Origin of the sequence: Anaerotignum sp., from assembly GCF_040307045.1 — a bacterium.
GTDB lineage: Bacteria > Bacillota > Clostridia > Lachnospirales > Anaerotignaceae > Chakrabartyella.
In genome coordinates this window covers 1-21457 of the sequence record NZ_JAWRKF010000017.1, presented here as the reverse complement: position 1 = coordinate 21457, position 21457 = coordinate 1, and the positions used below count along the sequence as shown (strand labels likewise).

At 37.9% G+C, this 21457-nt stretch carries 20 protein-coding genes, 1 rRNA gene and 1 riboswitch; of the genes, 12 read left to right on the top strand and 9 right to left on the bottom strand.

Translation table 11 applies throughout. From position 1 onward, the window contains the following. Window positions 1-140: 140 nt before the first annotated feature. The 7 genes from ABVZ64_RS09045 to ABVZ64_RS09015 form a co-directional block, all read right to left on the bottom strand. Window positions 141-1427: a class II D-tagatose-bisphosphate aldolase non-catalytic subunit gene (locus ABVZ64_RS09045; RefSeq protein ID WP_352400691.1), complete on the bottom strand. Its 1287-nt coding sequence runs from the start codon at window positions 1425-1427 to the stop codon at window positions 141-143. A gap of 17 nt (window positions 1428-1444) precedes the next feature. After that, complete coding sequence (locus ABVZ64_RS09040) at window positions 1445-2404, bottom strand: 6-phosphofructokinase (RefSeq protein WP_352400690.1); 960 nt, start codon at window positions 2402-2404, stop codon at window positions 1445-1447. A 15-nt stretch (window positions 2405-2419) separates the two neighbouring features. After that, window positions 2420-3295 (bottom strand): class II fructose-bisphosphate aldolase, encoded by an 876-nt coding sequence (locus ABVZ64_RS09035; RefSeq protein ID WP_352400689.1) that lies wholly within the window; start codon window positions 3293-3295, stop codon window positions 2420-2422. Window position 3296: 1 nt separating this feature from the next. After that, window positions 3297-4283: an ROK family protein gene (locus ABVZ64_RS09030; RefSeq protein ID WP_352400688.1), complete on the bottom strand. Its 987-nt coding sequence runs from the start codon at window positions 4281-4283 to the stop codon at window positions 3297-3299. Between the two features lie 20 nt (window positions 4284-4303). Continuing rightward, entirely contained in the window at window positions 4304-5281 is a 978-nt protein-coding gene (locus ABVZ64_RS09025) for an ABC transporter permease (RefSeq protein ID WP_352400687.1), read from the bottom strand. A gap of 19 nt (window positions 5282-5300) precedes the next feature. After that, the gene (locus ABVZ64_RS09020) at window positions 5301-6812 is read right to left on the bottom strand and encodes a sugar ABC transporter ATP-binding protein (RefSeq protein WP_352400686.1); all 1512 of its coding nucleotides are present in this window, start codon (window positions 6810-6812) and stop codon (window positions 5301-5303) included. Between the two features lie 95 nt (window positions 6813-6907). After that, window positions 6908-7876 (bottom strand): substrate-binding domain-containing protein, encoded by a 969-nt coding sequence (locus tag ABVZ64_RS09015; RefSeq protein WP_352400685.1) that lies wholly within the window; start codon window positions 7874-7876, stop codon window positions 6908-6910. A gap of 493 nt (window positions 7877-8369) precedes the next feature. Here ABVZ64_RS09015 and ABVZ64_RS09010 point away from each other — a divergent pair, with 493 nt between their 5' ends. Together ABVZ64_RS09010 and ABVZ64_RS09005 are read left to right on the top strand one after the other, a co-directional pair. Beyond that, the gene (locus tag ABVZ64_RS09010) at window positions 8370-9350 is read left to right on the top strand and encodes a sugar kinase (RefSeq protein ID WP_352400684.1); all 981 of its coding nucleotides are present in this window, start codon (window positions 8370-8372) and stop codon (window positions 9348-9350) included. Window positions 9351-9371: 21 nt separating this feature from the next. Further along, window positions 9372-10193 carry a MurR/RpiR family transcriptional regulator gene (locus ABVZ64_RS09005; RefSeq protein WP_352400683.1) on the top strand — a complete coding sequence of 274 codons (822 nt, stop codon included), beginning with the start codon at window positions 9372-9374 and terminating at the stop codon, window positions 10191-10193. Between the two features lie 368 nt (window positions 10194-10561). Here ABVZ64_RS09005 and ABVZ64_RS09000 read toward each other — a convergent pair whose 3' ends face one another. Further along, entirely contained in the window at window positions 10562-11146 is a 585-nt protein-coding gene (locus ABVZ64_RS09000) for a class I SAM-dependent methyltransferase (RefSeq protein WP_352400682.1), read from the bottom strand. A gap of 443 nt (window positions 11147-11589) precedes the next feature. After that, window positions 11590-11696: riboswitch (TPP riboswitch) on the top strand. Window positions 11697-11957: 261 nt separating this feature from the next. On the opposite strand from ABVZ64_RS09000, the gene thiW reads away from it, so the two are divergent. The 10 genes from thiW (at window position 11958) to ABVZ64_RS08950 (ending at window position 21156) form a co-directional block, all read left to right on the top strand. Beyond that, entirely contained in the window at window positions 11958-12500 is a 543-nt protein-coding gene (gene thiW / locus ABVZ64_RS08995) for an energy coupling factor transporter S component ThiW (protein ID WP_352400681.1), read from the top strand. Beyond that, window positions 12497-13276, top strand: coding sequence for a PhzF family phenazine biosynthesis protein (locus ABVZ64_RS08990; protein WP_352400680.1), 780 nt, complete (start codon window positions 12497-12499; stop codon window positions 13274-13276). The genes thiW and ABVZ64_RS08990 overlap by 4 nt, the downstream gene beginning before the upstream one ends. A gap of 422 nt (window positions 13277-13698) precedes the next feature. Next, entirely contained in the window at window positions 13699-14232 is a 534-nt protein-coding gene (locus ABVZ64_RS08985) for a nucleoside-triphosphatase (RefSeq protein WP_352400679.1), read from the top strand. Then, window positions 14222-15259, top strand: coding sequence for an ABC transporter substrate-binding protein (locus ABVZ64_RS08980; RefSeq protein ID WP_352400678.1), 1038 nt, complete (start codon window positions 14222-14224; stop codon window positions 15257-15259). Before ABVZ64_RS08985 ends, ABVZ64_RS08980 begins: the two co-directional genes overlap by 11 nt. Before the next feature lie 35 nt (window positions 15260-15294). Further along, entirely contained in the window at window positions 15295-16278 is a 984-nt protein-coding gene (locus tag ABVZ64_RS08975; protein WP_352400677.1) for a FecCD family ABC transporter permease, read from the top strand. After that, the gene (locus ABVZ64_RS08970) at window positions 16275-17051 is read left to right on the top strand and encodes an ABC transporter ATP-binding protein (RefSeq protein ID WP_352400676.1); all 777 of its coding nucleotides are present in this window, start codon (window positions 16275-16277) and stop codon (window positions 17049-17051) included. The genes ABVZ64_RS08975 and ABVZ64_RS08970 overlap by 4 nt, the downstream gene beginning before the upstream one ends. 3 nt (window positions 17052-17054) lie before the next feature. Next, window positions 17055-17858, top strand: a complete 804-nt coding sequence (locus tag ABVZ64_RS08965; protein WP_352400675.1) for an FAD binding domain-containing protein — start codon at window positions 17055-17057, stop codon at window positions 17856-17858. Continuing rightward, window positions 17848-18309: a (2Fe-2S)-binding protein gene (locus tag ABVZ64_RS08960; RefSeq protein ID WP_352400674.1), complete on the top strand. Its 462-nt coding sequence runs from the start codon at window positions 17848-17850 to the stop codon at window positions 18307-18309. Before ABVZ64_RS08965 ends, ABVZ64_RS08960 begins: the two co-directional genes overlap by 11 nt. Beyond that, window positions 18309-20594, top strand: a complete 2286-nt coding sequence (locus ABVZ64_RS08955; protein WP_352400673.1) for a xanthine dehydrogenase family protein molybdopterin-binding subunit — start codon at window positions 18309-18311, stop codon at window positions 20592-20594. Before ABVZ64_RS08960 ends, ABVZ64_RS08955 begins: the two co-directional genes overlap by 1 nt. Beyond that, the gene (locus ABVZ64_RS08950) at window positions 20584-21156 is read left to right on the top strand and encodes a nucleotidyltransferase family protein (protein WP_352400672.1); all 573 of its coding nucleotides are present in this window, start codon (window positions 20584-20586) and stop codon (window positions 21154-21156) included. The genes ABVZ64_RS08955 and ABVZ64_RS08950 overlap by 11 nt, the downstream gene beginning before the upstream one ends. A gap of 172 nt (window positions 21157-21328) precedes the next feature. Here ABVZ64_RS08950 and rrf read toward each other — a convergent pair. Next, a 5S ribosomal RNA gene (rrf, locus tag ABVZ64_RS08945) occupies window positions 21329-21446 on the bottom strand. Between the last annotated feature and the right edge of the window lie 11 nt (window positions 21447-21457).

Sequence of the window (21457 nt, the reverse complement as noted above, 5' to 3'; positions counted from 1 at the left end):
GATCATCTCCTGATGCAAAAAACAATATTTAGCTTCTCTATACACCTTGAAAAATACTACGTCAAAAGCCCATAACAAACTAAAGAACGTTTGTTATGGGCTTTTTGTCGACATTTCAATTCGGCTTACTGATGAGCTTATTATCCTTTCACAGCATATTCATAATCAGACACAACTTCCAAAATTGCATCATAAACTAGTTCCTTTGCACAGTTTAATAACTCTCCCCTTATCACCTTGTCATACTGACTTGGCATATATTGATGCAGCAAATTGAGGGGAATACTAATACTATCCAAGTTTTCAAAAAGAGTATGTATTGTTTCTTGTAAACGAGGATTAGATAAATAATATCTACAACGGTCAGAATAACTGTATTTTCTTGCTAAAGCTATTTCTTCTTGCGTTCCATGATAGTGATCAATCCAATTCTTCGGATCTTCCACCATGACTTCATCCAAGGTTTCAATAAATTTTGCTTGTTTTTGTTCTGGTACCAATTCCTTTTCAATCATACTAAGGGAAAAAAGTGCTTCTCTTAGGCGAAAGGTAAGAGCAGGCCCAACTTTTAAGATCAAAATCCCATCTTCCACCATTTCTTTCAGCTTTTCTTTTGTTTGATAATCAGTGGAGTGCCCTTCAAACACCAAAGTGGGATAGTCTTTTAGGCTATTACAAAGGCTAGTTGCCTCCTCACGATTATATAAAAACACCTGAGAATCTCCAAACTCTACACCAGGCTGCACCACCACGGCAATAATGTTTTCCCATCCATCAGCTAAACCATGTTCCTGAAAAACAGACTTATATGTTTCAACTGTATCAATGAAATCAGCTGCCTTAGTGACAGAAATACCCTCTTCCACCTCTGTTGCACCACCAGGGATGGGTACTTCACTGCCAATAATGAACACAGGCCTTTGTGTATGTTTCTCCTCCATCTCGCCGAAGGCTTCCATACAGGCTTGATATAACTGGGCACCTCTTTTTGCAATGGTGATAGTAGGTAATTCTTTGTCCTTATTGTCACTTGCTAATTTCATACTCGTATCCAAATGAATCTTCGTGAAACCTGCTTTTACATATGCTCTTACCAATACTTTTGCTTTTTCCATGGCTTCATCTTCTGAGAGATCTTTAAAAGTAAGGGGACCTAGATGGTCCCCTCCTAAAATGATAAGATTTCTGCTACAACCCATTTGGTCTCCAATTCGGTAAACAAAATCAGTAAAATCCTGGGGAGTCATTCCTGTGTATCCACCATATTGATTGACCTGATTGGCCGTAGCTTCAATCAAAACAGGGGTCTGGTTTTTTTTCGCATATAATAGCAGTGCCTCAATTACCAATGCATTCGCAGTGCAATAAGACGCTATGCCACAGTCATTGTTGTTGCCTTTCATCATTTGTTTTAATATGTTTTCCATGATACACCAAACCTTTGTTAGTTTATTTCGAATTCGTCAAAAACTTTTCTTTGGAATGCATGCTCAATATCCAAATATTGATATTTCCCATCTGCATATACTACATAAACATTCTGAATTTTTTTGGTTACAGCATCCACAGCATATTTTGCAAACCCTGCTGCCCTTAAACGGTCTGTTGCCGTAGGCACACCGCCTCGCTGTTGAAAACCTACAAGGTTGCATTTTACATTTAAACCCAGGTTTTCTTTTACGTAATTGGCAGCATCCACCATTCTAGTGATTGTATTCTCGCTATCACCCTCGGCAAACATTACCACAATATAGTCTTTATCTCCACTGTTGCGAATACGCATAACCTCTTGGGCGATTTCTTCGTTGGTCATAGGTTTTTCCACCAAAACACTGAAATCCGCCATCCCCATTAACACTGAGCTATGGGTCAAATATCCATCCCAAGCACCAAGGGTTTCTACAAAAAAAACTCTACCTGGCAATGCCATTCCTGTGTCACTAATACCATCTAGATAATCTACTTGTTTATTTAAGGCTGTATCATAGCCTAGGGTATAGTCACTACCGAATATGTTATTATCAATTGTACAAGGTATTCCTATTATATTCATGTTTGGGTTTAGACCACTTAAAGCCCTTGCACCTTTGAAACTACCGTCACCACCCAAAACAATCAATGCATCAATATTGTTTTTTGCCAACTGAGCAATTAAATGTACTTGGTTTTCTTCTTTTTTTAGTTCTGGAAATCTGCCTGTACGAAGCTCGGTCCCCCCTTTTTTGTGCCAATCTTGCACATCGCAGGGACGAAGTATGGTATAGTCGTTATCCCGAATCCCCAAAAAACCACGTTTGTACCCATAGATGACGTGACCTTGTTGCGTTGCATATTTTACAATCTGAGCAAGACAAGGATTCATTCCCGAAGAATCCCCGCCGCTGGTAATCACAGCAATATTCATCGGCATTCCCTCTTATCAACCTTTGTTGGCACTGCCGAATACATCAACTTTGCCTTTGACAACCTCTGCGCAAGCGTCCTTTACAGGTCCCATATATTTTCTGGGATCAACCTCTTTTTCAGGTAGGTCGTTGCACATTTTTCTTACTGTGTCAGTATAGGTCTTTTTCAATTCTGTACCAACGTTTATTTTACTAATGCCATATTTAACGCATTTTTTGAAGTCTTCCACGGGAATCCCGGTGCCGCCATGCAATACCAAGGGGCAATCGGTAATTTTTGCGATTTCTTCCAATCTTTCAAAGTCCAGCTTTGGCTCGCTTTTATAGAAACCGTGAACAGAGCCAAAAGCAATGGCCAAAGCGTCAATTCCTGTTTCTTCCACAAAGCGAGGTACATCAGCAGGCTGTGTAAATGTTGCTTTTTCATCTGAAACAACGATGTTCTCTTCCTTACCGCCTACTTTACCAAGCTCGGATTCAACGGAACAATGATAATCCTTCGCAAAGTCAACAATTTCTTTGGTATCTCTAATGTTTGTTTCAAAGTCTTGTGCAGAAGCATCAATCATAACAGATGAGAAGCCCGCCTTAATCGCTTCTTTGATAAAATCCTTATCTGTTGCATGGTCTAAATGTAAGCAAACAGGAATATCGACAGACGCTGCCATTCCTTTTATCATTCCTACTGTTTGATGCAAACCAATATACTTGCAAGCACCCATAGATGCCATCAAAATCACAGGTGAATTTTTTTCTGCTGCACCATTGATAATACCTTGTGCATCTTCGTAGCTGTTAAAGTTAAAGCCACCAACTGCATACCCTTCTTTTCTTGTATTCTCTAAAATTTCTTTTAAAGTCACTAAACCTCTCATTTTCACATCTCCCATTTTAAACACTCCTATCTCTATAATTTTTATCTGTATATTCTTTAATCATGCAATATGCACCGTAAAGCACTACCCTATCATTCATTATTGAATACCTTACAGAACTATCGTCGATTGGTTGAATACAACGTTCTTTTAATGTCTCCATCAAAGTTTCATGAAAAAACTGCTTTGCTTTCGTAACGCCACCGCCTAGGACGATGGTATCGGGATTAAAGAAGTTAAACTGGTTAGCAATCCCAACCCCCAAATAATACCCTTCTTTGCGATAAACATCAAGAGCATAAGCATCACCAAGGGTTGCCGCTTCATTTAGCAGCTTTCCATTCAATTTCTTTGGATTATGGCTTGCCATATCGAAAACTTTACTTTGAATACCTTTTTGCAAATCATCACGTATACGATTATTAATGGCCGTTCCTGATGCATAAAGTTCAAAGCAACCCACGCTGCCACAAGGGCATTTCAACCCCTCCGGCATAATGGACATATGCCCAACTTCACCGGCCCCGCAGGAACTGCCTCGATATACTTCACCATTTACAACAATGCCACCGCCGCAACCCGTGCTCACAGTCATATAAAGCACATTTTGCAAACCTTTGGCCACACCCATTCGCACCTCGGCAAGTGCACCTAGGTTACCATCGTTATCCAGCATAACTTTTGTGCCAAAATCTGCTTCCAAGCGCTGTACAATGGGAAAATCGTGCCACCCCATCAAAGGGGCATGGATGATAATCCCTTTTTCTGCATCTAAAGGGCCAGGGCTACCAACACCTATTCCCATAATGTCCTCTTTTTTTACAGAAAAATGATCTATAATATGCAACAGCACATCTTTAGTATTTTCATATACTGCTTCTTCTCCCAAAAAGGTTTTAGAGGGTGCGACGTGCACATAATCATCGACGATTTTGCCATCTTGTGTAAATAAAGCTCCAGAAGTTTTTGTTCCGCCTATGTCTAAAATCAAATAAAATTTCATGATACACCCTTTTCTAAGCATTAAACCTTTTTCTTTTGCGCCATATCAAAGATAACAGCCAATAAAATTATACTTCCGATTACTACTTTCTGCCAGTAAGAAGAAATAGATAATAAGTTCATACCATTATTGATAACAGCAATAATTGCAACACCAAACATGGCACGACCAACTGAGCCGCTACCGCCAGAAAGACTAGTTCCGCCCAAAACAGTAGATGCAATGGCGTACATTTCATATCCCTCACAAGCACCTGGCTGTCCATTTTGCAACTTAGAAGCAACCAAAACACCACCCAGGGCTGCCATAATAGAACATAAAATATGGGATTTTAGAATTACCCTGTTGGTATTTATACCACTTAGGTGAGCAACCTGCAAATTAGAACCTGTTGCATATACATGTCTACCAAAAACAGTTTTGGACAACAATATGTGCATCAACGCTACAATAATAACTGTAAAAATCGTTATTATAGGTATGACTCCATTGGGATGTGATTCTGTTGTCAGCAGTCGACCTGCTCCTAACCATGAAAACTGGGAAGGTAAGCCAAACACAGCCGTTCCCCCTGTAACGATATATGTAACGCCCCTTGCGATGGTCATGGTTGCCAGTGTGGTAATCATTGGAACCACTTTAAACTTTGTTATCATAATACCATTGAAAAAACCACAAATACCACCTACAATAAGAGCTGAAACAACAAGAATAACAATCGACAGAAATACTGACATTTCAGGGAACTTAAGCCCAACCATTGCAGAAAAAACGCCTGCAAGCGCAGCTACTGAACCAACAGAAATATCAATACCACCTAAAATAATTACATATGTAAGTCCGGTAGCCAAAAGTGCATTAATAGCCATTTGTGAGGTCAAGTTCATAACATTTTTTGTTGTGAAAAATGTGTCTGTTGTCACGCCAAACCCAATACACAAACAGATTAAAAACACAATAACCATATTTTTCTTTAGCCATGCTTTCAATTTTTCCATATCATATACCTCTCAATAACTATTCTTCAGTATTTTTACTATGTAAACTAGCAAGCTCAATTACATTCTGCTCTGTTGCGTCTTTATAGTGTAATTCACCTGCAATTTCGCCTTCTCTCATAACTATAATACGGTCACTGTTTCCTAAAATTTCTGGCAGTTCAGAAGAAACCATGATAATGCATCCACCATTTGCAACGAAAGCATTCATCAGGGCATAAAACTCCGATTTAGCATTTACGTCAATGCCTCTTGTTGGTTCGTCCAAAATTAAGATTTTGGAATTTGCCAGCAACCACTTAGCTAAAATTACTTTTTGCTGATTTCCTCCCGAAAGGTTAGCAATTTCTGTTGTGATTCCAGGAGTTCTCACTTTAAGTTTTTCAACGTAATCTTCGCTAACTTCTTTTTCCCACAAAAGGTCTAAAAACCCAAACTTTTTGCAGTGATTATTAAGACTCGGTAACACAATGTTATTTTTTATCATTGCATTTAGCATTAAGCCTGTACGTCTTCTATCCTCGGTAACAAACCCAATGTGCGCGTTGATGGCTTCAATGGGACTTTTAAAAGCAACTTCCTTACCAGAAATAAAAATTTTCCCTTGGGAATATGCCCTTGCTCCAAAGATAGCCTCCATTACTTCTGTACGTCCAGCACCAACTAACCCAGCAAATCCCAGGATTTCTCCTGCGTGAGCAGTAAAAGAAATATTCTTAAATTCACCGTTTTTACCGGTAAGGCCTTCTACTCTAAGTAATTCTTCTTTTGCTATATGTTCCTGTCTATTGTAATAGTCTTTTATTTCTCGCCCTACCATGCTGGCAACCAATTCTTTTTCAGTTACATCAGCAATTTGAAACGTATCTACTTTACAGCCATCTCGTAAAACCGTAACTTTTTCGCCCATTACAAACATTTCTTTTAGCCTGTGTGTAATGTAAATAATAGCAACATTTTGTTCCTTTAGAATTCTAATCTGTTCAAACAACGCGTTAATTTCAAGCTCTGACAATGAGGATGTAGGTTCATCCATAATTACGACTTTGGATTTTTTAGTCATAACTTTTGCAATTTCTACCATTTGCTGTTGCGCTGCTGTCAATTCCCTTGCAATTTGTGTGGCCTTAATATCTACTTTCATGAAGTCCAATATATCTTGGGCTTCCTTATTCATTCGTTTTCTATCCAAAAGCATTTTAAAATCTTGCCTTTGTTCCGCTCCTAAGAAGATATTTTCCGCTACTGTCAAATCGTTTGCGATACTAAGCTCCTGATGGATCACAGAAATGCCTGCATCCAATGCTTGGCGTGGGTTTTGAAAGTTTACAGTTTGGTCGTTGTAAACGATTTCACCTTCGCTAGCACTATATACACCTGAAATGATTTTTATCAAAGTAGATTTACCCGCACCATTTTCTCCCAAAAGACAGTGCATCTCTCCAGGGTAAAAATTAATAGACACGTCTGTAAGGGCTTTGACACCTTGAAATCTTTTTGAAATATTTTTCACTTGCAAACACGGATTCATTGTATCTTCCTTCCCTACTAAAAAATTCCTTATAATAAACTTTAAGATGAGTTGAGACAACTCATCTTAAAGCTATTACTTAACTATTACAAATATTATTCAGCTGCGTTTTCAGCTGTAATGATGTAAGGTGCAATCATAATTTTTGCTTCAGCAACGGAACCATTTTTCAAATAATCCATCATGTTCTGAGAAATTTGTTTGCCAATTTCCTGTGGATTCTGAGAAATTTCTGATACCCAATATTTACCGTTTTCAGCATCCAAGATTGCTGCTTTTGCTTCAGGGTTACCATCAAAGCCAATTACTTTTGTGCTTGCACCAGCAGCTTTGATTGCAGCCAATGCGCCTGTTGCAGCGGGATCGCCAACAGCAAAAACTACAGAAATGTCATTATTGTTTTTGGACAATGCATCAGACATCAACTGTTCTGCCTTTGCAGCATCCCCTTCATAGTTACCGATGTCGATAATGTTGAACTGTTTGTCAGAAGCTTTCACAACTTCTTCCCATCCAGTACGACGGTCAATGCAAGATTGAGGTTCATCGAAGTTAATGATACCTACAGTTTGACCAGCTTCTGCAAGCCTTACTGTTTCCTGTCCACCAAGTCTACCGCCTTCAACGTTGTCTGTACCAACAAAGCACTTTACCACATCTGTTACTTCACTTGTACAGTCGAATGTAAAGACAGGGATACCTTCCTTATCAGCAGCTTCCATTGCAGGAGTTGTGCCACCAGGATCGTTACAAGAGAGCGCAATTGCATCTACACCCTGTGCAACCAAGTTGTTGATATGGTCAGATGTAACGTTACTGTCTAATTCGCCGTCTAAAACAATGGCTTTAAAGCCCAATTCTTTAGACGCATTCATGATGCCTTCTTCGATTAAATTGTAGAAAACGTGTTCTCTAGAACCTACAATAAAACCTAAGGTCAATTCTTCCTCGGCAGCAGCGCCTTCACCTTCTTCGGCGGGTGCACTAGCAGGTTTGGAACTGCCACAAGCAGCCAAGCTAAGTACCAATGTTGCACTAAGTAATACACTTAAAAACTTCTTCATAAACCTCTCTCCTTCATTCTCTGAATATTTATCCGCTTTTTATGCACTACAATCCCTTTAAAATATACAGTACGGATATAAGGGAATAATAGCAATTTGAGGGACAAAAGTCAATCTATTTACAGCACATTGAACAATTTTGTATAATCCTACAATTTCCATAATTCTTTTTAAGTAAATTAGCACAATACTTTAGATTTTGAAATTTTTTTCACTATGCAGGAAAAAAAATTTTAAATTATTTTGTTATTTACAATTTTAGACACTTTTTTAAGAAAAAATAGAAAATTTTTTTCAAGTTTTCATTTTATCATTTTCACTGCAAGAAATAACCCTTTTGTAATTTGCCTGGAAAAATAAAATGAATTTAATATATTGACCTGTTAATTTTTATATATTATACTATATCTAAGCGTAGCTTGTTTTATGCATTTATATACATTTTTATACATTTTAATTGCATATTCTTATACTATATTTTGGAGGCATGTGTATGTACGATATTATTACTATTGGTGAAATTTTGGCAGAAATCCTCGCAGAAAAAAAGGATCAAGATTTTTTTGAACCAGGTGGTACCCTTCTCGGCCCTTTTCCCAGTGGTGCTCCTGCCATTGCAATCGATCAAGCCGCCAAAATGGGGGCAAAAACCACAATCATTGCAAAAATTGGGAAAGATGACTTCGGCCTTCTTAACAAAAATAGACTTAAATCCTCTGGGGTAGATATCTCAAATATTATTGAAACAGAGGAAAATACAACGGGGAATGCATTTGTCACATATCTAAGTGATGGTAGTCGCAAATTTATTTTCCACTTTAAGCATGCAGCTTGCGGCGAACTTTGTCCCGACGATATTAATGAATCAATCATAAAGAATTCTAAAATACTTCATATTATGGGTTGCTCAGTAACTGGAAGCCCCTCTATGTGTAGTGCGATTATGAAAAGCATTAAGCTTGCCAAAAAGCATAATATAAAAATTAGCTTTGATCCCAACATACGCCCTGAACTTTTAACTGGTCAAACTTTGGAAAGCTTCAACGAAATTTTAAGTTCCTGCGATTTCCTCTTGACAGGAAAAAGTGAACTTGTAAAATTATTTGGTGAGTACCATGAAAATCTATTGAACTTATTTAGGATGAAAGATCGGGTAATTGTAATCAAGGATGGTTCCAGGGGGACAGAAATTTTTACAAAATCTCAAGCTTATAAGGTAGATACCTTCCCCACCATCGAGGTGGATCCCACTGGTGCTGGTGATTGTTTTGACGGAACATTTTTAGCCTTGCTTTGTGAAGGGAAAGATATTAAAATAGCTAGTATATACGGAAATGCTGCTGGTGCTTTGGCAGTTTCAAAAAAAGGCCCTATGGAGGGTAATTGCAAAAGAGAAGAAATTGAGGCTTTGATTGCTGAAAACCCTTCTATAGAAGTGGTGGAAATCGAAAATCCTTTTTCTGGACAAATTTAATTAAGGCAGGAGGAAGATGCAATGAATTTGGTAGACTCCGCATATGAAAATATCAAACTAAATATGGACAGTCTTTCTTCCTCAGAAAAAAAAGTTGCTACTTTTCTACTGGAAAATATTGATAGAATACACTCTTTAAACGTTGTTTTAATTGCAAAAGAAAGTCACACTAGCGAAGCCACAGTGGTACGTATGAGTAAAAAACTGGGTTATAAAGGCTTTTATCAGCTAAAGGTTATGCTGATTCACAGTATGGATAAAGCTCTTCAACCACCAACTGATGCACAACTAAGTAACATAGGGGATTTTTTTCAAGCAACAGCACAAAATATGCTGCATATCGGCAACGTACTGGATGAAAAATCGTTTTGGTCATGCGTAGATTTAATCGCATCTGCCAATACCGTACACATCATTGCTTCAGGAAATACCATTCCCTCTGTTCTGGAATTTTGTTTCCGCCTTGGACGGATTGGGGTTGCAACCACCAACTCTATCTCGGATGAATTGGAGCTGGCCAATATCAATTTGGCACGATATGGTGATATCGTTATTGGTGTATCCCACAGTGGCGGTTCTAAGAATGTTGTTAGAGCTTTTGAGCTAGCTCGAAAAAAAGGGGTCTCTACCATTGCCGTAACAGACATAAGCACAAGCCCACTGAAAAAGCATGCGGATTTTGCACTGGCTAGTACCATCGAGTCCTCATCCACGTCAGTCTTTGGTGCTGAGTCTCACATTTATACCAGTGTCATTTTGGATGCACTAGTATTTTTTGTAGCACGGAAAAAACGCACACCACAAGGTGTTAAAATGTTTTTGGCCGAAACCCAAGTGCCATAATTCGTCAAAAAAAGGAGTCTCAATGGAAAATACAAACGAAACAATAGAAAATATTACTGCACAATACAACAAATTCAAATTTCATCGAACACTTCTAATTCTTTGTGTATTGTATTTTGCATATACTTATGCCGTTGACTTTCAAACGGGGTCAACCATATATCGTTTATTAATGGGCGTTATTCTAATGATGATGGTTTTTCTGATGTTTTTTGCCCACAAAAAAATGGCTCATTTACAGAAACAGATACAAAACAAAAATCTAAAAAACACTAACTAAAAAAGGCTAAACCAAGGGCTATAAAACCATAGGTTTGGCCTTTTTTCATACAAAATTGTTAGATCACACATGGTCAAATAAAAAAGTTTCATGTCCCAGGATGATCTATTTCAGATTTGAAAAGAATACCATAAAAATTATCCCCCAAGAACAAACGATTCCAAACCTGAAACCCACTTTCGATACATAGCCGTTCCACTTTATCCTCCCCTATTCTATGGCTAATGGGAGGTCCCATGGGTGTTTGTTTTTCATGGAATTCAATGATCAAAAGCTTTCCATTGTCCTTTAAAATTCTTTTGACTTCACTAAGCATCTCCGACCGTGCTTCTAACTCATGTAAAACAGTTACCAATAGTGCCATATCACAACAGTTGCTTTTTAAAGGTAATCCCTTGTCTTTCACTTTTTCAACTTTAACATTTTGCAACCCATACGTCTCTTTTCTAGCCTCTAATAGAGTGATAAGTTTTTGAGAAACTTCCAAGGCGTATATGTCATTGCCACTGATTTTTGCCGCTTCAAATGCAAAAACACCAGTTCCTGATCCAATATCACAAAGTATCATGTTCTTCTGAAAGCCCACTTTTAACAGTGTTTCCTTAGGTGCAAGCTCTAAAAGCCTGCTTGTATTCTCCAATTTCGTGATCTGGGTGAAACAGATCTTTATCATCCTCTCTCATTTTATATTAACAACACTTTACTATTTGTGAACATAATCTTCCGTAACTAAGTTACCATATACAACTGACAATGAGGACTAAATACCCTACTTTTGTGGGGACAGCCTTTCAAAAAAATCCTTGAACCAATCATTAATAATTAGCTTATAAAGTAATCAACTTATAAAAAACGCCTTCTTGTATTTATTTTTATTCCACTGCTTCTTTGCAAATATACTGAAAAACCTTCCCTAGAACACTCAATCAATTTTACAGGTCAAAATTGCATTTTTATTCCTTGCTCAGCAAACCTTGTGCAGATCTCCTCTATTCTCCTATAAAAAAGAGGGCATCTTAATGAATTTCTTTCTTTTTGAATCTTGACAATTTTTTTCCAAGATGATATATTAGATTTAAATTTGGATTGCGTGTATATCGCAATGCATATTATGAATGAAGAACATAGGGGAGCTTGTGAACAGGCTGAGAAAAAACATTAATGTTTTGACCCTGATACCTGATTTGGGTAATGCCAACGTAGGAAATAATACGGGATTTTTCTGTGGCATACCTAGAGGTATGTCTTTTTTTGACTTATCTTTATTCAGGAAGGTAGAGGAGGAGCGTCCTAGACCTTTTTTTCACAAACAACCAAATAGCGAGGGAGCCGGTGTTTCCGGTTGAGAGGGAACTTTTGAGTTTCGACCGCCTTTTTTAAGGTTTTCCCATGGGAACGCTATTTTTAATATGGAATAATTTCACCCATGAGAAAACCTATGTTTCTCATGGTTTTTTATTTGCTTTGTTTGAAAGGAGTCTAAAATGAACACACGTAGTCACACATTAAAAATTGTATTTCTCTCTATGATGGTTGCCACCGGCGTGGTCATCTCCCCTCTTTTAAGAATTGAGGGTATGTGTCCAACAGCACACCTAATTAATATCGTTTGTGCTGTTTTTATGGGGCCTTGGTACGCCCTTCTCAACGCAACACTGATTGGAATCATTCGTATGCTCTTTATGGGGATACCACCACTGGCATTAACAGGGGCTATTTTTGGTGCAACATTATCCGGGATTTTATACCGTGCCTCCAAAGGCAACCTTCTGTTTGCTGTTATCGGCGAAATTATTGGAACAGGCATTATCGGGTCTATCGTTTCCTACCCTGTTATGAAATTTTTAGTTGGCAAAGGTTCTTTATCCCTATTCTTCTATACCCCCATGTTCTTAAGTGCAACTATCATGGGCGGCACTGTTGCATATCTATTCTTAGTAGTATTAAAGAAAAACGGTATGCTACTTAGAATACAGCAAACTTTAGGCACAAAAACATTGGATTCAAAGGGAAGTGTTTCTTCATGAACTACTACATAGTTGATACGTTTACAACCTCGATGTTTAGCGGAAATCCAACGGGAGTGTGTATTTTAACTGAGCCTTTGGCACAAGATGTGATGCAAAAAATTGCGGAGGAAAATAGATACTCAGAAACTGCTTTTGTCCGAAAATTGAATAACCTCTATCTTCTGCAGTTTTTCACCCCTGAAAAAGAAGTACCTTTTTGTTTGCATGCTACTTTAGGTGCTGCTTATGTGATCCATCACTTCTTAGAGGATGACATGAAAATGCTTTCTTTTGAGACAAAAGGTGGAACTGTAGAGGTGCAATGTAAAGGCAATACCTATCAAATCCAAACTGCAGCTTTTGATCACTGTCCTTTTAGCCCCTCAGAAAAAATACTCCAGGCTTTGGGGATCCAACCTAAGGAAAGCTATCTTTCCCGTGATTTAGTTTTTCTTTTAGATTCCCAGGAAGATCTTTTGCAATTAAAGCCTAATTTTGAGAAAATGAAGCAACTTTCTGACGGCTTAGGTGTGGTTGTAAGCGCAAAAGGAAACGATTGTGATTTTGTTTCTCGCTGTTTTTTTCCCAAATTGGGGGTAAATGAAGACATGGCTACAGGTTCTTCCCATTGTATTCTTGCTCCCCTTTGGGCCTCCAAATTAGGAAAGAATAAATTAATTGCCAATCAACTCTCTCCAAGGGGTGGTAGTTTGGTCTGTAATGTTATAGGGGATCGTGTCATCATCCAAGGTCAGGCAGTATTATATTTAAGGGGAGAAATACAACTTCCCTAACTATCTTTAAAAGCCACCATTATTAGGTGGCTTTTTTTGCTGAACCACACTTCTTCTACTAATCTTTGTAAAGTAAGTTTTTGTGATCAAACACCGACAGCCCCACCCAGCCAGAATTTGAGCCACGAAAATACAGAATTGCAATGTTGATAAGAAAACAACCTATTCTATCATGCCCCAGAAAATTCAAGTGGCGGAATGAAGCCTTCTATTGGACGCAAAAATAATAAAAGTGCCTTGAAGAAGAATTACATCTACTGATAAACGAAAATTGCTACGAAATCTCCTTTTATGCTATAATATTTAGATTTTTTCTGCAAACAATATTGACGGAATAACAATTTATAGGTATATTTAAAAATTGGTGCACTCAATAAAACACCTAGATTTAGTTATAATTTATTAGAAAGAGTGATAGTCAAATGATAACGAATTTTCTAATCACCGGTAAAAAAGGAGTTGGCAAAAGCTTTCTTGCAAAAAAAGTTCTTGATAATCTAAAGGAAAGCTATGTTGGTTACCAAACCCTACCTTATTATATCAATAATAAAATAAGAGGTCATTATTTTCATAGCCTCATTGATTTGGCGGAAATTGAAAATGATTTACCTTTTACCATACGGCATAAAAAGGACAGCTGCATCTACAACAAAGAAGTCTTTCAGATCATAGGAATTCCTTGTTTGACAAAAAGTTTACTTTCATCTGAAAAAATAGTATTATTAGATGAGTTGGGCGTTGCCGAATTAGAAAACTTGGATTATCTCAATCAGGTGGAGAAACTTTTTAATAGCAACAAAATTGTTATTGCCATATTAAAAAAAGTAGACTCCTATTTTATAATAAACCTTAAAAAACGAGAAGATATCGTTCTGATTGATTTAGATGACACCACCCAAGAAGTTGCACTTAAAGAACTATTAGAAAAAATCGGAGGGAAATTAAATGAAAAGTAAAAGGATTCTAAGCTTTTTTGTTGTTTTTGTTTTAATAATTTCAGTTTTTAGCGGTTGTACATCAAAAAAACAACAAAGCCCTGCCCCCGCCTCAAGCTCAACGGAAATTACCATTACGGACCAAATTGGACGTACTGTTACCTTGGAAAAACCTGCAGAAAAAATAGTTTCTTGCTATTATATATCAACTGCTGCTTTGATTGCGTTGGGTATGGAAAACAACCTGGTAGGCATTGAAGCAAAAGCAGATACAAGGGAGCTTTATCGTCTGGCAGCCCCTAACCTATTGGATTTACCCGCAATCGGAAGCGGTAAAGGTGTTAATATTGAAGAAATTGCCTCATTGAATCCGGATGTTGTCATTATACCGCAAAAATTGCAAGATTCTGTTACCTCTTTTGAGAGCTTAGGAATACCCGTCGTTGTTGTGGATCCAGAAACCATGGATAATTTCAAAGAATGTGTATCCATTTTAGGAACCATTACTGGCACAACGGAAAAAAGCACCGCTTTATTATGCTATTACGATGAAAAAATGGCAGAAACCAGGGAAAAAACCGCTTCTATAAGCACTCGACCCAATGTTTATTTATCTGGCGGCAGTGAGTTTTTATCCACCTGTACCTCCAAAATGTATCAGAATGAATTGATTCAAATGGCTGGTGGTACAAATGTATCCTCAGGATTAACAAATGGATATTGGCAACAAATATCTGCGGAACAATTAAACGTTTGGGCACCTGAGTATATCTTTGCAGTTAGTTATAAGGATTATTCCCTGGATGATATCAAAAATAATTCAACATTATCAGAAATTCCAGCAATAAAAAATGGAAATGTTTATTCTTTTCCATCAAATATTGAGCCTTGGGATTATCCAACTCCATCTTCCGTTTTAGGTGTTTTATATTTAACCCATATGTTACACCCAGAAATCTATTCACAAGAAGATTATTTGAAAGAAGCAACAGACTTCTATAAAGAATTTTTCGATATTACTGTAACGAACACCGATTTAGGACTATAAACGTCAGATGAAAAAGCTTGTAAAGGAGGAAAACCATGAAAAAAACTAGGCTTTTGATGATTCTGCTTTTTTTCACTTTCCTTCTTTCCTGTTGTTTTGGGAGATATTCTTTATCCATCACAGATATTTTACATATCCTCACAAACAGTGGAAATCCGACTGCAATGGATGTAAACATATTTTTAAGCATACGTCTGCCTAGGGCAATATTGGTGACTTTAAGCGGTGGGGCTTTGGCATTAAGCGGTTTTGTCTATCAAAGCCTTTTTAAAAACCCCCTGGTATCCCCTGACGTTTTAGGTGTTTCCGGCGGCGCATCAGTAGGTGCAATCATTGCTATCCTTTTTTTCTCCTCAAATCACGTGCTCATTCAAGTTTCATCCTTTATGTGTAGCTTGTTTGTGGTTTTTTGCAGTATGCTCTTATCAAAGTGCATAGGGGGAAAACGGCTTTATACCATGGTGCTTTCAGGTATCATTATGGGTTCCCTTGCCAATGCAATCATTATGGCACTAAAGTATATGGCAGACCCAGTCAAACACCTAGCCTCCATAGAATATTGGCTAATGGGCAGCTTTAACTCCACATCATGGAATGATGTGTTTGTCGTGTTCTTCATTTGTCTTTTTGCCATTATCCTTTTGACTTTAATAAAGCGCCGTCTTTGGATACTGGCTCTAGGGGATCACGATGCACAGGCATTGGGAATCCATGTAAAAATGATTTCAGCCCTTGCTATTATTTGTGGGACAATATTGGTTAGTGCTGTAGTGAGTGTTTCTGGCATTATTTCATGGATTGGGTTAATTGTTCCCCATATTGTTCGTATTTTTGCTGGTGATAACTACTTGCAAAATTTCACCCAGAGTTTCTTTGTTGGAGGCATATTGTTGCTAATAGCAGATACCCTTTCAAGAACATTATCTGCCTCAGAAATCCCAATTAGTATTTTAACATCCTTTATGGGAGCAATTTTTTTGGTTGTATTTTTATATATCAGAAACAGGAGTAATCTATGAAAATAGCAGTAGATCACCTAACGCTAAAACTGAATAATCGACCAATTCTTAAAAATATTTCTCTGGAGTTAAATCCCAATAAACTAATCATGCTTCTAGGTGAAAATGGCGCTGGCAAAACCCAGTTTATAAAAACTGTTTTGGGGTTTCAACATCCAGACAGGGGAAACATTTTTTATGGTGATAAAAATATTAAACAATTGAGTTTAAATGAACGGGCAAAACAGATTGCCTATGTGTCTCAAGAAGCTGATCCCGGCGTCCGATACCGTGTCTGGGAACTAATATCCATGGGCCACACCCCACATATCAACTTCTTTGGAAAACCTTCCGAAAAAATGAAGCGAAAAGAAAAAATACTTATGAAAGAAATAGGTATTTGGGATTTTAGAAATTGTTTTATTGATGAAATAAGTGGCGGTGAGTGCCGCCTTGCCTATTTGTGTAAAGCCTTGGTGCAGGATACCCCTTGGCTAGTTCTTGATGAACCTACTGCTTTTTTAGATTTCAAAAAGCAACATAGTTTTTTGAAAATTTTAAAAGACCTCTCCATAAACCAAGGAAAAGGCATTTTTATGAGCATTCATAACCCATCTATCGCCACTGAATATGGAGATGTGTTGGTTTTATTTAAAAATGGAGAACTTATTGATATAATAGACAAAGAAAAACATGGATACGAAAAACTATCAAAAGCTCTCAGTAACCTTTATGAGCACGAAATAGTTTTTGAAGATACCTCAAAAGGAAAAGTGTTGATTTGGAAGGAGTAAAAAATGATTTCTATTGAAGAATATAAAATCGTAGAAAGTATTGAAGAAGCTTATGAACTCAATCAATCAAGAAACAACCAAATAATTGCTGGAATGTGTTGGGTGAAAATGCAAGATAAACGTATATACACTGGGATTGATATCAGTAATTTAGGAATTGATACCATCGAAGAATGGGATGACTGCTTTAGGATTGGGGCAATGACACCTTTGCGTACATTAGAAACAGATCAAAGAATATTGCAGCACTTTGGCAATGGCATTTCCGAAAGCCTTTGTCATATTGTAGGCGTCCAGTTTAGAAATTGTGCAACCGTTGGTGCCAGTGTTTTTATGAAATTCCCTTTTTCCGATGTAGTTACTGCCCTTTTGGCCCTTGATGCAGAGGTTGAGCTATATAAAAAAGGAATAGTTCCACTAAGGGAGTTCGTTAAAATGCCTCTTGATCGAGATATCTTAATTCGTATTATTTTGAAAAAGCAAAACACTGTAATGAAATATTTATCCCTAAGAAATTCCTATACTGATTTCCCCGTACTGGCCGTTGCTGTGGCACAAACAGAGCATGGCATACAAGCTTGTGTTGGAGCTAGACCCCAACGAGCAGAACTTGTTCAGGATGATGAGAGTATATTTATAAATGGTATTACAAAAGAAAACGCAAAGGTGTTTGCGAATTTTGTTGCAAATAAATTGACATTTGGAACGAATACACGAGGAAGTGCAGAGTATCGAAAGCACTTATGTAAAGTTTTGGTTGCTAGAGGCGTTTTGGCATTGATTGGAGATGAATCAAATGAAAATTGAAATGATATTAAACGGAAAACCATTGGTAGCAGAAGCATTAACCGATATGGTGCTCTTAGATTTTCTAAGAGAACATGAATGTTATAGTGTTAAACGAGGGTGCGAAACTTCAAACTGTGGGCTTTGCACTGTCTTAGTAGAAGGCAAACCTATCCTCTCATGTTCCTATCCTTTGGCAAGGGCAAACGGAAAATCTGTGACAACCCTAGAAGGCTTGCAAGATGAGGCAAAAGAATTTGGTGGTTTTATGGCAGATGAAGGTGCCGAACAATGCGGCTTCTGCTCTCCTGGGTTTATCATGAACGTTTTGGCTATGGTTTCTGAATTTGAAAACCCAACAGACTCTGAAATTCTCACTTTCTTAAGTGGAAATATGTGTCGTTGCACAGGCTATGAAGGCCAGTTGCGTGCCATTAAAAAATACCTTGCATATAAGGGGGCTGAGAAGTAATGCGTGTTGTAAACACTTCCGTACGAAAAAAAGACTCCATGGCATTGGTTACGGGACAACCCGTTTATACCGACGACATAGCTCCGAAAAACTGCCTAATCGTTAAGGTGTTAAGAAGCCCTCATGCCCATGCAAAAATTAAAGGAATTGAAACTTCAAATGCCAAAAACCTATATGGTGTTGAATGCGTACTTACCTATAAAGATATCCCTCAAAAGCGCTTTACTATGGCAGGCCAGACCTATCCTGAGTTGAGCCCTTATGACCGTTATATTTTAGAAGACCGAGTAAGATTTGTTGGTGATGCCGTTGCCGTTGTAGCAGCAAAGGATGAAAGAACAGCAGAAGAAGCCCTTAAACTAATTAAGGTAGACTATGAAATATTAGAACCTGTTTTAGATTTTAGAACTGCAAAAGATAATAATATTGTCATCCATCCTGAAGATGACTGGAAAGCCCTTGTTGAAGTGGGTGGCAATAATAAACGTAATCTTTGTGCTAGTGGAGTTGAGTCTAACGGAGATGTTGATTCAATAATCTCAAAGTGTGACGTTGTTGTATCAGAAACATATCATACCAAAGCAGTTCAGCAAACAATGATGGAAACCTTCCGCACATTTACTTATTTTGACACCTACGGCAGATTAAACATTGTAAGCTCGACTCAGGTACCTTTCCATGTGAGAAGAATTCTCTCAACTGCACTTGACATTCCTAAAAGTCAAATTAGGGTTGTGAAGCCCAGAGTTGGCGGTGGCTTTGGCGCAAAGCAAACCATTGTGGCTGAAGTGTACCCTGCTATTGTAACAATGATTACCAAAAAGCCTGCCAAAGTTGTATATACCAGAGAGGAAAGTCTAATTGCCTCCTCTCCGCGTCATGAGATGGAAGTTAAGGTACGCATTGGTTCCGATCATTCAGGAAAAATTAAGGCAATCGAAATCAATACCCTATCCAATACAGGTGCTTTTGGGGAACATGGACCAACAACAGTCGGCCTCAGCGGACATAAAAGTATCCCCCTTTATACCGCAAATTGCGAAGCATTTCGTTTTTCCTATGATGTTGTCTATACCAACAACATGAGCGCCGGAGCATATCGTGGTTATGGCGCTACGCAGGGACAATTTGCCCTAGAAAGTGCAGTAAATCAGTTGGCAGCGAAATTAAATATTGATCCCGTAAAATTAAGAGAATTGAACATGGTACGTCAAGGAATGGTGATGCCTGCCTACTACAACGAACAGACCAATAGCTGTGCTTTGGACAAGTGCTTGCAAAGGGCAAAGAAAAATATAGGTTGGGATGAAAAATATCCCTACCGTGAAATGAGCCATAGCAAAGTGAGAAGCGTTGGCATCGCAATGAGTATGCAGGGTTCTGGAATTTCTAATGTCGACAAAGGGTCTGTTACCATTAAGCTGAATGATGATGGCTTTTACTCAATAAATATTGGTGCTACTGACATGGGTACGGGCTGTGATACTATCCTAGCACAGATTGTGGCAGAAGTCATGGAGTGTGAAATGGATAACGTAGTAGTCTATGGTGTAGATACTGATACTTCCCCTTATGACTCTGGGTCCTATGCTTCTTCCACAACATATATAACTGGCTCAGCTGCTGTAAAAGCAGCCACAGATTTAAAACAGAGAATATTAGGTGTGGCCGCTGACAAATTAAATATTACAAAAGATGAACTGGTATTTGACGGTATCGTTATTAGAAGTACCGATAATACAAAAGAACTTGCATTAAAAGATCTTGCAAATGAAGATATGTGCGGAAATAATGTTGTATTAGAAGTAACATCAAGCAACTTCTCCCCTGTATCTCCCCCACCCTTTATGGTTGGTGCAGTTGAGATTGAGTTGGACAAAGAAACTGGCCATGTAGAGCTGATTCATTATGAAGCTGTTGTCGATTGTGGAACTCCCATTAATCCAAATCTTGCTCGTGTTCAAACAGAAGGTGGTATCGTTCAGGGCATAGGTATGGCACTATACGAAGATATTATCTATGATAACAAAGGAAATTTGTTCGGTACTTCTTTGATGCAATATAAAATCCCTTCCCGGTTAGACATGGGGAAAATTAATGTTTCCTTTGAAAGTAGCTATGAACCAACAGGCCCTTTTGGAGCCAAATCTATCGGAGAAGTCGTTATAAACACACCAGCTCCGGCTATTGCCCATGCAATCTTTAATGCCACAGGAGTTTGGCATAGGGAGCTTCCTATTACACCAGAAAAAATTGTTAGAGGAATGATAGACCTTGAAAATTAGACCGATCATATTAGCATCAGGCTTTAGCCATCGTTTTGGAGAAAATAAACTTTTATATACAATAAATAATGAGCCTATGATATTCCATATTATGAATGAACTCTCCATTCTAGCTAAAGAAAACATTGTTCAAACACCCTATGTGGTTACGCAATATGAAGAAATATGTAACTTAGCAAAAGAAATGAAATTTCATTCCTTGTGGAATGAATCTGCGAAACAAGGTATTTCTGAATCAATAAAAATAGGCGTCTCAAGAGATACTACTTCTGATGCCTATATGTTTTTCACTGGTGATCAACCCTATATTAAGGCTGAGGTAATTTGCTCTTTCATTGCAGGATACCGAATGAGTAAAAAAGAATTGGGCTGTGTGGTTTATAACCTAACTTGGCATAGTCCAACTATCTTTTCTAAAAAATACCGTGATGCATTGCTTTCATTACAAGGTGATACTGGTGGAAAGGGAATTTTAAAAAGCTCTACAGATGATTTATTTACTTTTCGTGTAGACTTTCAATCAGTAAAAGATATTGATACGAAAATGGATTTATCATTCTAACATTTTCCTGATTAACATTATTAATTCATCTAACAATACAAAAGGCATTCTATGATAAACATAATCATAGAATGCCTTTTTGATATTAGCTAATAGCAGTCATTTCCCTTTAATGTTCTTTGGTTTAATTCAAAAAAAAGAACTGCAATAAACAGTTCTTTTTTTGAATGGATTCTGGCAACCATCTACTTTCCCAGGCAGCTACCCACCAAGTATCATCGACCGCTCAGGTCTTAACCGACGTGTTCGGAATGGGAACGGGTGTGTCCCCTGAGCGCATCATCACCAGAAATTTTTAGGC